The 12,865-nt window shown below is 67.8% G+C and carries 12 protein-coding genes; 7 read left to right on the top strand and 5 right to left on the bottom strand.

The features are described from left to right. Nucleotides 1-60: 60 nt before the first annotated feature. The 3 genes from QMB55_RS00525 to QMB55_RS00535 all read right to left on the bottom strand — a co-directional run bounded on the left by QMB55_RS00525 (nt 61) and on the right by QMB55_RS00535 (nt 2,738). Complete coding sequence (locus QMB55_RS00525) at nt 61-531, bottom strand: Smg family protein (protein WP_497586700.1); 471 nt, start codon at nt 529-531, stop codon at nt 61-63. A 74-nt stretch (nt 532-605) separates the two neighbouring features. After that, complete coding sequence (gene dprA / locus QMB55_RS00530; protein WP_497586701.1) at nt 606-1,709, bottom strand: DNA-processing protein DprA; 1,104 nt, start codon at nt 1,707-1,709, stop codon at nt 606-608. A 9-nt stretch (nt 1,710-1,718) separates the two neighbouring features. Beyond that, nucleotides 1,719-2,738 carry a LysM peptidoglycan-binding domain-containing protein gene (locus QMB55_RS00535; RefSeq protein ID WP_497586702.1) on the bottom strand — a complete coding sequence of 340 codons (1,020 nt, stop codon included), beginning with the start codon at nt 2,736-2,738 and terminating at the stop codon, nt 1,719-1,721. Nucleotides 2,739-2,933: 195 nt separating this feature from the next. Here QMB55_RS00535 and def point away from each other — a divergent pair, with 195 nt between their 5' ends. The 3 genes from def to htpX all read left to right on the top strand — a co-directional run bounded on the left by def (nt 2,934) and on the right by htpX (nt 5,307). After that, complete coding sequence (gene def / locus QMB55_RS00540) at nt 2,934-3,437, top strand: peptide deformylase (RefSeq protein ID WP_497586703.1); 504 nt, start codon at nt 2,934-2,936, stop codon at nt 3,435-3,437. Then, the gene (gene fmt / locus QMB55_RS00545; RefSeq protein ID WP_497586704.1) at nt 3,434-4,366 is read left to right on the top strand and encodes a methionyl-tRNA formyltransferase; all 933 of its coding nucleotides are present in this window, start codon (nt 3,434-3,436) and stop codon (nt 4,364-4,366) included. The genes def and fmt overlap by 4 nt, the downstream gene beginning before the upstream one ends. Nucleotides 4,367-4,449: 83 nt before the next feature. Next, entirely contained in the window at nt 4,450-5,307 is an 858-nt protein-coding gene (gene htpX, locus QMB55_RS00550; RefSeq protein WP_497586705.1) for a zinc metalloprotease HtpX, read from the top strand. A 78-nt stretch (nt 5,308-5,385) separates the two neighbouring features. Here the strand turns inward: htpX and QMB55_RS00555 are convergent, their stop codons facing one another. After that, a complete protein-coding gene (locus QMB55_RS00555) occupies nt 5,386-6,339 on the bottom strand; it encodes a S1/P1 nuclease (RefSeq protein WP_497586706.1) in 954 nt (317 codons plus the stop codon). Beyond that, nucleotides 6,314-7,213: a cation diffusion facilitator family transporter gene (locus QMB55_RS00560; RefSeq protein ID WP_497586707.1), complete on the bottom strand. Its 900-nt coding sequence runs from the start codon at nt 7,211-7,213 to the stop codon at nt 6,314-6,316. The genes QMB55_RS00555 and QMB55_RS00560 overlap by 26 nt, the downstream gene beginning before the upstream one ends. Nucleotides 7,214-7,292: 79 nt before the next feature. Between QMB55_RS00560 and rsmB the strand changes: the two genes are divergently transcribed. From rsmB to QMB55_RS00580, 4 genes are read left to right on the top strand one after another with little or no spacing between them, the layout of a single operon-like run. Further along, on the top strand, nt 7,293-8,651 hold the full coding sequence (rsmB, locus tag QMB55_RS00565; protein WP_497586708.1) for a 16S rRNA (cytosine(967)-C(5))-methyltransferase RsmB: 1,359 nt from the start codon (nt 7,293-7,295) through the stop codon (nt 8,649-8,651). Between the two features lie 4 nt (nt 8,652-8,655). Next, nucleotides 8,656-9,447 (top strand): DUF4390 domain-containing protein, encoded by a 792-nt coding sequence (locus tag QMB55_RS00570; protein WP_497586709.1) that lies wholly within the window; start codon nt 8,656-8,658, stop codon nt 9,445-9,447. Beyond that, the gene (locus QMB55_RS00575) at nt 9,444-11,600 is read left to right on the top strand and encodes a sensor histidine kinase (RefSeq protein ID WP_497586710.1); all 2,157 of its coding nucleotides are present in this window, start codon (nt 9,444-9,446) and stop codon (nt 11,598-11,600) included. The genes QMB55_RS00570 and QMB55_RS00575 overlap by 4 nt, the downstream gene beginning before the upstream one ends. A 2-nt stretch (nt 11,601-11,602) precedes the next feature. After that, complete coding sequence (locus QMB55_RS00580; protein WP_497586711.1) at nt 11,603-12,862, top strand: sigma-54-dependent transcriptional regulator; 1,260 nt, start codon at nt 11,603-11,605, stop codon at nt 12,860-12,862. The last annotated feature ends 3 nt before the right edge of the window (nt 12,863-12,865 follow it).

Genomic DNA, 12,865 nt, shown 5'->3' on the forward strand with positions numbered 1-12,865 from the left:
TGCATAATAAGAGGGTTTCGTCGCGCTTGGCAAGCTGCGCCGGGTCGGCGCTGTCGCCCGTCAGTGCAGGTATTGCGGGGGCTCGGCGGAAATCAGCTCGTCGATGATCAGCGGATCGAGGCGCGTTTCGCGGCACCACAGCACCATCAGCACGACGATCTTGAAATCCTCGAAGTCGACGGGATCGTCGGGCAGACGCCGGGCGCGTTCGACGATCAGCTCGCGCAGCCCGGCATCGACGACGCCGGCCGTTTCCAGAAAGGCCAGGAAGGCGAGGGCGTCTTCACCGAGCTTGGCATGTTCTTGTGTGGTGTAGAGGCGCAGCGAGGTGGCGGCCGGGGGCGTGACCTCGCGCGGGGCGTGTTGCAATTCGGTCAACCAGAGCAGGGCGCGCGAAATGTCGTTTTCGGGAAAACCGAGGGCGTTGAGTTTGCGGGCAAGGGCTTCGGGCTGCGGCTGATCGGCGAAATCGGCGTAGTTTTCGAAGAGGTAAACAAGAATGTCGATCATCGGTGCTGCCGGGAAAATCATCAGGCGTCGCCTTCAGTCATGGAGCGTCGGCGAAGCACCGGCTGATCGCTGATCCGATTGAATTCGACCCCTTGTCAGGAGGACGGCAGGCGTTGGTAGCGTCCACCGGGCAGGGCGGCGATGCGGCCGCCGAGCTCAAGGCGCAGAAGCATCACGGAAAGCGCCTCGGGCGTCAAGCCACTGAGTGTAACCAGTGTGTCGAGCGGACACGGGTCGTAACCGAGCAGCGCCAGCACCCGCGCCTCGTCGGGGCCTTCGTTCGGGACGGCGACGTCGGCTGCCGGCGCGGCGGGCGGCAGGCGAATTTCGAGGCGCAGTTCTTCGAGCACGTCCTGCGCCGTTTCCACAAGCTTGGCGCCCTGCTTGAGCAGCTTGTGGCAACCACGTGATTGCGGCGAGTGGATCGAACCAGGAATGGCGCAGACTTCGCGCCCCTGTTCGGCGGCCAGCCGGGCGGTGATCAGCGAGCCGCTGTCGACGCTGGCCTCGACCACCAGGACGCCACGTGCGAGACCCGAGATCAGGCGATTGCGGCGCGGAAAGTTGGCGGCCGCGACCGGCGTGCCGAGCGGGAATTCGGAAATGATGCAGCCGCGTTCGGCGATGGTGATGGCCAGCTCGCGGTTGCGCGCCGGGTAGATGCGGTCGTTGCCGGTGCCGATCACGGCGATGGTGTCGCCGTTGCAGTCGAGGGTGCCTTCGTGGGCGGCGGCGTCGATGCCGAGCGCCAGGCCGCTGACGATGCACAGCCCGGTTTCGGCGAGGGCGGTCGAGAACTGGCGGGCGTTGTGCAGGCCCTGCGGCGTCGGGTGGCGGCTGCCGACGATGGCCAGCGCCGGCCGGTTGAGCAGTTCGACGCGGCCGCGCACGTAGAGCAAGCTCGGCGGGTCGGGGATTTCGAGCAGCGCTTGCGGGTAGTCGGCGTCGGCCAGGGTCAGGATGCACTGGCCGGGCGTGGCGGCCCAGTCGAGGGCGCGGGCGATCGCTTCGGCGTTGTCGGTGTCGCGCAGCAAGGTGACTTGGCGGTCGCCGATCACCTGACGCAGGGCGGTTGGGCTCGCAGCGAAAACGGTTTCAGGCAGGCCGAAAGCGGCGAGCAGCTTGCGCTGTGTTTCGCCGCCGATGCCGGGAATCAGCGTCAGGCGCAGCCAGTCGGCCAGCCCCTCGCCGGCGTCCATGGGGAAGGCTCAGGGGGTGCGGACGTAGTCGTTGGGCTCGACGGTGGCGTCGGCCTGCACGACCAGGGCGTAGGAAATGCGCTCGAAGGTGCGGAAGACGAAGACCAGGCCGACGCGCTCGGCGGGAATGGTCACGCTGACCTTGGCGTCCTTGTCGTCGCGACCGGTTACCGAGCGGTTGCGTTCGAGCGCGAGCACGTGGCCAATTTCGAGGCCGTCACTGCTGCCGCGGTTGAGCGAGACGATGGAGCCGCGCCCGGCCGAGCCGACGCCGCCGTAGATCGAGATGATCCGGCCGTCGATCTGCTGGTCGGGGCGGTGCGGGACGTAGTGCTGCAGGGTCGGGCGCTCGGTCGGGACCAGGCGGTCACCGCGGCCGATTTCCTGTTTGGCGGTGACGATCTCGAAGGTCGCCGGTTCGCCGTCGCGAACCTGGCGCGCCGAACCGAGATAGAAGGCTTCGTAGCCGAGGACGGTCTTGCGGTCGGCCGGGTCGAGCAGCGGCTTGCCGTTGCGGTAGACCTGCCATTGCTCGACCGCCGGGTCGGCGTTCTGCACGTAACCCGTGTCGCCCGCGCCGAGGAAGACGCGGTCTTGCGCCGTGGCGACGAAGCGCGGGGCGCGGTCGAGTTGCTGGGCTTCGATGACCAGCGGCGCCGAGATGAAGGGCTCGATGACGTTGGGCGGAATTGGCGGGATCGCGGTCTTGATCGGTTCTTCGTAGATGCGCGGGGAAAGTTTGCTTTCGCCGACGCGCAGGTAGGGGCGGCCGTTGGCGTCGCGTTCGAGGACGATGCGGTCGCCCGGGTAAATGCGGTGCGGGTTCTTGATCTCGCTCTGGTTCATGCGCCAGATTTCCGGCCAGCGCCAGGGCTCGCGCAGGAATTTGGCGGAGATGTCCCACAAGGTGTCGCCGGGAACGACGATGTGTTGCTGCGGCGGGTTGTTGACCAAGGGCGATGCGGGTTCGGCCGCGTGGGTGAGCGTTGCAGCGCTGGCCAGCAAGAGCGCGGATAAAATGCGGATCATCGTGTTATCCTCATGCGGCAATCGCCCCTGCGGGCGGATGCGATCCGGCGCCTGACGTTTTTCGGGCGACGGGATGTCGGCCGACTTCGCTTGCGCCCGTGGCGTCCAGGCGCCTGCACATTCCCTGGTTCGCGCCGTTTATCAATGTGTTGCGTTCAATTCTGCACGTAATTCCTTCTCCGTTCAAGCATTTTTATGGCATTACTTCCCATCCTCCGTTTCCCCGATCCGCGTCTGCACAAGGTCGCCGCGCCGATCGCCACGATTGACGATGGCATTCGCCGGCTGGCGCAGGACATGGCCGAAACGATGTACGAGGCACCGGGCATCGGCTTGGCCGCGACCCAGGTCGACGTGCACCAGCAGCTGATCGTGATCGACACTTCCGAGACGCGCGATGCGCTGCTGGTGTTGATCAATCCTAAGATACTGGCGCGCGAGGGCGCCCAGGTCGGTGAAGAGGGCTGCCTCTCGGTGCCGGGCATCTACGACAAGGTCGAACGCGCCGAGCGCGTCACCGTGCGCTACCTCGACCTCGACGGTCAGACACAGACGCTGAGCGCCGACGGCCTGCTCGCCGTGTGCATCCAGCACGAGATGGACCACCTGCAGGGCAAGGTTTTCGTCGAGCACCTCTCGATGCTCAAGCAGATGCGGATCAAGTCCAAGCTCGCCAAGCAGGCGCGGATCACGGCATGAAGCTGATCTTTGCCGGAACGCCGGAATTCGCGGCGCAGGCGCTGCGCGCCCTGCTGGCTGCCGGACATCAGGTGGCGTTAGTGCTCACTCAGCCCGATCGTCCCGCAGGACGCGGGATGGCGCTGCAGGCCTCGCCGGTGAAGCAGGTCGCGCTGGCGGCCGGGATCGAGGTCTTCCAGCCGCCGACGCTGCGCGATCCCGAGGCGCAGGCGCGGGTGGCGGCAGTCGGTGCCGAGGCCATGGTCGTCGCCGCGTACGGGCTGATTTTGCCGCAGGCGGTGCTCGACCTGCCGCGGCTGGGCTGCATCAACATTCACGCCTCGCTCCTGCCGCGCTGGCGCGGCGCGGCGCCGATCCAGCGCGCGCTCCTGGCCGGCGACGCTGAGACCGGGGTCGGCATCATGCAGATGGAAGCCGGGCTCGACACCGGACCGGTGTTGCACGAGGGGCGGGTGTTTATCGCCGCCGACGAGACCGCGAGTACGCTGCATGACAAACTGGCCGCGCTCGGTGCGCGCCTGATCGTCGAAGCGCTCGACGGCCGGGCGCTGACGCCGCGGCCGCAGCCCGAAGCCGGGGTGACCTACGCCTCCAAGCTCGACAAGGCCGAGGCACCGCTCGATTGGCGCCGGACGGCCGCCGAACTCGATCGCCAGGTGCGTGCCTTCAACCCCTTCCCGGGCGCGACGGCGAGCCTGGGCGGACAGACGCTCAAAATTTGGGCGGCGCGTCCGGAAGGCGGCCAGGGGGCGCCGGGAGAGATCGTCGCCGTCGGCCGCGACGGCATCGTCGTCGGCTGCGGCATGGGCTGCCTGCGCCTGCTCGAAGTCCAGAAGGCCGGCGGCAAACGCCTGCCGGTCGGCGATTTCCTGGCCGGCAGCGCACTCAAGCCGGGGCAGGGCTTCGACCCCGTTCCCGCGTCGGCGTGACGACGGCTTGAATTTTTCCGCGCCGGCCGCATCTATCGGGTGTCGCCGGTTTGGTTCGGCAAACGTACACAAGGAGTCGCCCGATGTTTGGCAACTGGTTGAAAACCTCGCTGCTGATGGCCGCGATCATGGCCCTGTTCGGCGTCATCGGCTCGATGATCGGCGGCAGCAACGGGATGCTGCTGGCGCTGCTCTTCGGCGGCGTGATGAACGTCTTTGCCTACTGGTTTTCGGACAAGATGGTGCTGCGCATGTACAACGCGCAGGAAGTGGATGAAGCCTCGGCGCCGCAGTTCTACGGCATGGTGCGCGAACTGGCGCAAAAAGCCGGGATGCCGATGCCCAAGGTGTACATCATCGACGAAGCGCAGCCCAACGCCTTTGCCACCGGGCGCAATCCCGAACACGCGGCCGTCGCGGCGACCACCGGCATCCTGCATCTCCTGTCGGCGCGCGAAATCCGTGGCGTGATGGCGCACGAGCTGGCACACGTGAAACACCGCGACATCCTGATCTCGACGATCTCGGCGACGATGGCCGGGGCGATCTCGGCGCTCGCCAACTTCGCGATGTTCTTCGGTGGGCGCGACGAAGACGGGCGGCCGGCCAATCCGATCGCCAGCATCGCCGTCGCCCTGCTGGCGCCGATCGCCGCCTCCTTGATCCAGATGGCGATTTCGCGGGCGCGCGAGTTCGAGGCCGACCGCGGCGGCGCCGAGATCAGCGGCGACCCGAACGCGCTTGCCGACGCGCTCGCCCGGATCGACGCCTATGCGCGCGGCATCCCGATGCCGACCGCCGAGGCGCATCCGGAAACGGCGCAGATGATGATCATGAATCCGCTTTCGGGGGGCGGCATCGCCGGCCTGTTCAGCACCCATCCGGCAACCGAGGAACGTGTCGCACGCCTGCGCGCGATGGTCGGCGGCGGCTGGCGTTAAAGCGCGGCCAGAGGCCGGAACAAAAGCGCGGGGCGCGTCGGGAAATCCGGCGCGCCCCGCGTGTTTTTTGCAGCGCGGTCAGCGGCCGAAGGCGCGGTTGAGGCGTTCGGCGAGCCGGTAGCCGGCGGCCACGAGGCGCCGTTCGGCGATCGCTTTGCTGCGTTCGTGGAATTCGTGGCTGATCATCACCGGCGATTCGGTTTCGCGCGGGTAACCGTGCTCGCGCGCCTCGTGCCAGCTTTCCGCGAGCCAGTGCTCAGGCGGCGCCATAGGCGCGGGCGCCGGGTGGGCGGCGAGCAGGCTGCGTGCTTCCACCGCCAGACGTTCGCCGCGCTGGCTCGGGACGATCGGCAGGGCGTCCCAGAATTCGTGCAGGGTCTGCGTGGTTTTGCGCGGGCTGAACGGATTGTTCACGCTGACGGCGTGGCCGACGCGATCCCAGGCGCCGTTCGGGGCGCGGCGCAGGCTCAGATGCAAGGGCTGGTGCGCGTCGCCGGTCAAATGGATGACCCAGGGCAGGGCGTAGCTGCGCAGCGTCGGTTCGGCGCCCGGATCGTCGAGCACCGCCAGCTGGCGCACGAGCTGCGTGCCGAGCTGGCCGGGCTTGAACTCGGGCGGCGGGACGCTGCCGTCGATCGGGCGCGGCGCGGTGTGCCAGTCGCTGTGCCGCTCCATGTCCGGAAAACCGGGCAACGGCGGGGTCGGCGCATCCTTGTCCGGGATGTAGAAACGCGCGTCCTTGCGGATGTCGTCCGGCCAGGTCGAGGCTTCGACGAACACCGCCCGCGGCTGTTCGGACTTGGCGCGGTCGCGCCAGCGTTCGAGGTCCGGATGGTTGGCGAGCAGGCGCGCGACGCCGTGTCGGGCGTCCTCGTTCATCTGCTGCCAGGCGATCTCCGCCACCAGGCGGTGTCCGGTGGCGTTCCACGCTGAAGCAACGAGGGGCAGGGCCAGCAGGCCCAGGCCCAGAGTGCAGACCCAGCCGAGGCAAGGGCCGCGACGGCGCTCAGCGGTCGAGGTGGAGGTCGTCATGGGCACGCGGATCGTCCAGGGGTTCGAGGTGGGTGAGCACGTGCGCCTGGGGCAGGGCTGTGCGGATGTCATTTTCGAGCGTTTCGGCGAGGTCGTGCGCGCGGCGCAACGACCAGTCGCCGGGCAGCAGCAGGTGGACTTCGACGAAACGGCGGGCGCCCGACTCGCGCGTGCGCAGGGCGTGGTAGTCGGCGCCGGCGGCGCGGTAGCGCTCGAGGATGGCGACGACGGCGGCATGTTCGGACGCCGGCAACGCGGTGTCCATCAGCCCATGCACGGAGCGGTACAGCAGCGTCCAGCCGGTATGGACGATGTTGCCGGCGAAGATCAGGGCCAGTAACGGGTCGAGCCACAGCCAGCCGGTGAGGCTGATTCCCAGGATGCCGATGATGACCGCGACCGAGGTCCATACGTCGGTCATCAGGTGTTGCGCGTCGGCTTCGAGCGGGATCGAGCGGTGGCGGCGGCCGGCGGCGAGGAGGATGCGGGCGACGACGAAGTTGATCAGCGAGGCCGCCGCCGAGACGGCGAGGCCGATGTCGATGCTGGCCAGTGGCTGTGGATGCAGCAGACGGTCGATGGCCGCGGCGGCGATACCGAAGGCGGCGACGACGATCAGCAGGCCTTCGAAGCCGCCGGAGAAATATTCAGCCTTGTTATGGCCGTAGGCATGTTTGTCGTCCGCCGGCTGCTCGGCCAGCGAGATCATGGCCAGCGCCATCATCGCCCCGGCCAGATTGACCACCGACTCGAGCGCGTCCGAGAGCAGCCCGACCGAACCCGTCAGCCACCAGGCCAAGGATTTGAGCACGATGGTGGCGAGCGCGGCGGCGATCGACAGCCAAGCGTAGGATTTGAGCGAGGACGCGGACATGGCGCATTATGGGCGCGCCAGGCGCGGCTTGTCACTCGCGTGCTAAACTCGCGCCCATTCCACATCCGGGTGACCGATCTTGACGTCTTCCCCTCCGAAATCAGCGCCGGCGGGGCCGCGTCGGCTGGTGCGCGTCCGCCGTCCGGCGGACCCGGCGCCGACGACATTGGCATCGCCTCTGGCGAGCGACTCGCTGGCCTGGAGCCTGCTTTTGGCGGCGCGCGCCATCGCCGCGGTGCGTGACGGGCGCAGCCTGAGCGAAGCCCTGCGGGCGCTGGCCGGCGAGCCCGCCGCCGCGCGCGCCGCGGCGCAGGACGTGGCCTACGGCGTTTTCCGCCGCCATGGCCAAGGCGACTTCATTCTCTCGAAACTGCTCAGCAAAGCGCTCGGGCATGCCGAAACCGAAGCCCTGCTGCTGGCCGCGCTGTATCGCATCGAGACCCGCCCCGAGGCCGTGCACACGGTCGTCGACCAGGCCGTCGCGGCTTCGGCGACGCTGGTGGGCGGGGCGCTCAAGGGGCTGGTGAACGGCGTCCTGCGCAATTACCTGCGCCAGCGCGAAACGCTGCTCGCCGAGCTCGAACGCAACGACGTGGCGGTGCACGCGCATCCGGCCTGGTGGCTGGCTCGCCTGCGCCGCGCCTATCCCGAGCAATGGCCGGCGATCGTCGCCGCCGGCAACGCGCCGCCGCCGATGACCCTGCGCGTCAACGCGCGCCGCGGCAGTCGCGAGGCCTACCGTGAACGCCTTGCTGGATGCGGCCTGCAGGCCCGCCCGGTAGGGCGTCAGGGCTTGATCCTGGCGACCCCGGTGGCGGTTGATCTGTTGCCCGGCTTTGCCGACGGCGACGTTTCGGTGCAGGACGCCGGCGCCCAACGCGCGGCCGAGCTGCTGGCTCCGGCGCCCGGCGCCCGCGTACTCGACGCCTGCGCCGCGCCCGGCGGCAAGACGGCGCACCTGCTCGAGGTGGGCGACCTCGACCTCCTGGCGCTCGACATCGACGCCGAGCGCTGCCGGCGCATCGACGACACCCTGCGCCGCCTGGGGCTTGCTGCCCAAGTGCGGGCGGCCGACGCGGCCGCCGTGGACGCCTGGTGGGACGGGCGTCCGTTCGATGCCATCCTCGCCGACGTACCGTGTTCGGCCTCGGGCGTCGTGCGTCGCCACCCGGACATGAAGGCCCTGCGCCGCGAGAGCGACCTGCGTCCGCTGGTGCATACCCAGGCAGCACTGCTCGACGCCCTCTGGCCTTTGCTCAAGCCAGGAGGTAAGCTGCTGTACGCGACGTGCTCGGTATTTACCGAGGAGAATGCGGCGCAGATCGACGCTTTCCTGCACCGTCAGCCGGAAGCGTCCTGCCTGCACCGAGAACAATTGTTGCCCGGGGACGACCACGACGGGTTCTATTATGCCTTGCTGCGCAAAGCTGCCGAGTGATGCCTTGCGCCCGTTCGCCTGCGCCCCGCGCGCGGGCGGCGGGCTTTTCCTCTACCGCCTCCGGGCGGCGCTGCGCAAGCTTCGCAACGGCCTGTTGCTCGGTTTCCTGCTGGCCCTGTTCGGGGCACCGCTGGGCGCAGCCGAAATCGCCATCCGCAACGCTCAGCTGGGAGCGACCGAAGACGGCTACAGCCTGAACGCCGAATTCGGGATGGTCCTCAACGGCCGCCTCGAGGATGCGGTGAACAAAGGCGTGGTGCTGCACTTCGTGATCGATTTCGAACTCCTGCGCAACCGCTGGTACTGGTTCGATGAACAGGTCGTCCGCCGTCACAAGCCCGTCCAGCTGGCCTACCTGGCCCTGACGCGCCAGTACCGGGTCAGCGTCGGCAACCAGCACCAGACGTATGCCTCGCTCGGTGAAGCGATGCGCGGCATGGCGCGGCTGGCGCCCTGGCCGGTGCTCGACAAGGCGATGGTGAAGCCCGACGTCGCCTATCAAGCGGCGCTGCAGATGCGGCTCGACCTCTCGCAGATGCCCAAGACTTTTCAGGTCAGCGCCCTCTCGAACAAGGAGTGGACGCTCAGTTCGGGCTGGCAGCGTTGGACCTTCGTGCCGCGCGATGCCCCGACGCTGCCGGTCAGCGAACCGATCGTCGTTCCCGCCGTGTCGCTGCCGCCGGAATCGCCCTTGCCCGTCCCGATGCCGCTTCCGACCGCGCCGCAGCCCGCGTTGCCGTCGCTGTCGCCGTCCGCGCCGTCGCCCGCCATGCCGTCTTCCGGTGAGGTGCGATGAAACACCTCATCATCGTTGCCGCATCGCTGGGCGGTATCCTGCTTTACCTGCTGGCTTCGGCAAGCGCCAATACCGCGCTTTTCGCCCGCCATTACCCCTGGCTGCTCGGGCTCAACGCCATCGTCGCCCTCGCCCTGCTGGTGCTCATCGGCTGGCAGGTGCGCGCCTTGTGGCAGGAGCACCAGGCCAAGCTCTTCGGTTCCCGCCTCAAACTGCGGCTGATGCTCATGTTCGGGGTGATGGCCGTGATTCCCGGCGTCCTGATCTACGCCGTCTCGGTGCAGTTCGTCACCAAGAGCATCGAGACCTGGTTCGACGTGCGCGTCGAAAAGGCGCTCGAATCGGGCCTCAACCTCGGGCGCGTGGCGCTCGATTCGCTGCTTGAGGACCTCGCCGACAAGGGGCGCGGAATGGCGCTCGAACTCGGCGAACAGCCCGAATCGCAGTGGCGGATGTCGCTCGCCCGCCTGCGTGAACAGACGGGCGTGCCTTCGGCCGCCGTATTCACCATCAACGGCCAGTTGATCGCCGCTGCCAGCGGCGACCTCTCCAGCTTCCTGCCCGAACCACCGCCCGCCGACAAGCTGCGCCAGGCCCGGGTCGGGCGCGGGCACCGCGAGATCGATGGCGCCAACGGGCGCGACCTCAACCTGCGCGTCCTGATGCCGGTCCTGCCGCCGGGGCTGGGCAGCGAAACGCGCATCCTGCAGCTGACCCAGCCGGTGCCTTCGGGGCTGGCATCCAATGCCGAGCGGGTACAGGCGGTGTATCGCGACTACCAGGAACTGTCGCTGGGGCGCGAGGGGCTGACTCGGATCTACGCGATGACCCTGACGCTGACCGTGCTGCTCGCGCTATTTACCGCCATTGCCGCCGCCTTCGTCCTGGCCCGCCGGCTGTCGGCGCCGCTGTCGATCCTCGCCGAAGGGACGCAGGCCGTTGCTGCGGGCGATTTCACCCCGCGCCAGGCGATCTACAGTCGCGACGAGCTGGGCGTACTGACTCAATCGTTCAACCGCATGACGCGCCAGCTCGACGACGCCCGCCGCGACACCGAGCGGCACCGCCTCGAGGTCGAAGCCGCGCGCGCCTACCTCGAATCCATCCTCTCCCACCTCTCGGCCGGGGTGCTGGTGTTCGACGCCGATTTCGGCCTGCGCACGGTGAACCAGGGCGCCCGGACCATCCTCGACGACGATTTTGTCGGCATGTTCTCGCTCGAAGTCGACGCCTGGCCGCGCGAACGGACGCTCGGACGGGCGATCGTCGATGCCTTCGCCAAGCACGGCGAGCGCGAATGGCAGACGCAGATTCAGCTCGAACACGAAGGCGGCCTGCCGCAGATTCTGATCGTGCGCGGCAGCCAGCTGCCGATGGCCACCGGCGGCGGCTACGTGGTCGTCTTCGACGACGTGACGCAACTCGTCTCAGCGCAGCGCAGCGCGGCCTGGGGCGAAGTGGCGCGGCGTCTGGCGCACGAAATCAAGAACCCGCTCACTCCGATCCAGCTCTCGGCCGAACGCCTGCAGCTCAAGTTTTCCGAGAAGCTGGGTGGCGCCGACGCGGAGATGCTGGCCCGCGCGACGCAGACCATCATCAACCAGGTGCAGGCGATGAAGCGCATGGTCAACGAGTTTTCCGACTACGCCCGCCTGCCGCCGCCCGAACTTGCGCGCCTTGACCTCAATGCGTTGATCCGCGAGGTGCTCGGCCTGTACGAAACTTCGCAGGCCAAGATCCGCGTCGAGCTTGCCGACGGCCTGCCGCCGGTGCTCGGCGACGCGAGCCAGTTGCGCCAGATCATTCACAACCTGTTGCGCAACGCCGAAGAGGCCCAGGAACAGCGCGACGCGGCCCAGATCGAGGTGCTGACGCGCCTCGTCGACGGCAAGGCCGAATTGGTTGTCGCCGACGGTGGCCCGGGCTTCCCGGCCGAAATCATGGCCCGCGTCTTCGAACCCTACGTGACGAGCAAGGCGCGCGGCACCGGGCTGGGCCTGGCCATCGTCAAGAAAATCGTGGATGAGCATCATGGCCGCATCCGCATCAATAACCGACAGCCGCAAGGCGCCGAAGTCAGCATCCGTCTGCCTTTGGCGCAGGAGGCAAGTCCCCCGTCGGCATCCCTTGCAGACACTTCAACCGAGAACTGACTATGGCTCAAATACTGGTCGTTGACGATGAAATGGGCATCCGCGAACTCCTCTCGGAGATTCTTTCCGACGAGGGGCACAGCGTGACGGTTGCCGAAAACGCGGCTGCGGCGCGCAAATGCCGTAGCGAGAAACGGCCCGACCTGGTGCTGCTCGACATCTGGATGCCTGATACCGACGGCATTTCGCTGCTCAAGGAGTGGTCATCGTCCGGGTTGCTGACCATGCCTGTGGTGATGATGTCCGGGCACGGCACGATCGACTCGGCGGTCGAGGCGACGCGCGTCGGCGCGGTCGATTTCCTGGAAAAGCCGATCGCCCTGCAAAAGCTGCTGAGCACCGTGAAAAAAGCGCTCAAGCACGAGGTGGCGCCGCAGAAGCCGCCGCTGACCCTCGACGCCTTCGCCCGCTCTCCTCTGCTCAAGGACCTCAAGAAGCGTCTTGAGCAAGCCGCGGGCAAGACCTCGATCCTGCTGCTCAAGAGCGCCTCGGGCAGCATCGCCGAAATCTGCGCGCGCACCCTGCAGACGCCCAAGACGCCGTGGCTCGATCTGTCGGCCTCGAGCGCGCCGCTGACCCAGGAGATGCTGGAGAACGCGAGCGGCGGCATCCTCTTCGTCGCCGACCTGATGCTGCTCGGCAAACTGCAGCAGAAGAACCTCGCCTTCGCCCTCGATCGGCTCGACAGGTACAAGCTGCAGCTCGTCGCCGCGCATTCGCGTGCGCTGGTCACGCTCGAAGAAGCCGGCTGGGACCCGGGGCTGGTGGCGCGTCTGGGCGAAGTCTGGGTCTCGTTGCCGCAGCTTTCCGGCCATGCCGACGAGGTGCCCGAGGTCGCGGCGCTGATCCTCGCCCACCTCGTCGAACGCAAGGACGTTCCGCCGCGCGTCTTCTCGAGCGGCGCCCTCAACGGACTGCGCCTCCATCACTGGCAGGGCGAGTGGGGCGAACTGCTGGCGACGGTGCGCAACCTGGCGCTGTCGGCGCTCGACGAGGAGATCGCCGTCGAGGACGTCGAGAGCATCCTGTTGCGCGATGCCGGCGACGCGCCCAAGGCGCCGCCCGCGCTGCCGCTGTTCAACAAGCCTTTGCGTGAGGCGCGCGAGGAGTTCGAACGCCTGTATTTCGAGCATCACCTCAAGCTCGAACGCGGCAACATGACGCGAGTCGCCGACAAGACCGGCCTCGAACGCACCCACCTTTACCGCAAGCTCAAGCAGCTCGGGCTCAATCTGGTGCGTCGCGGCGAGGACCACGAATAAAGC

The sequence above is a fragment of the Propionivibrio sp. genome (assembly GCF_041441355.1).
Lineage (GTDB): Bacteria > Pseudomonadota > Gammaproteobacteria > Burkholderiales > Rhodocyclaceae > Propionivibrio.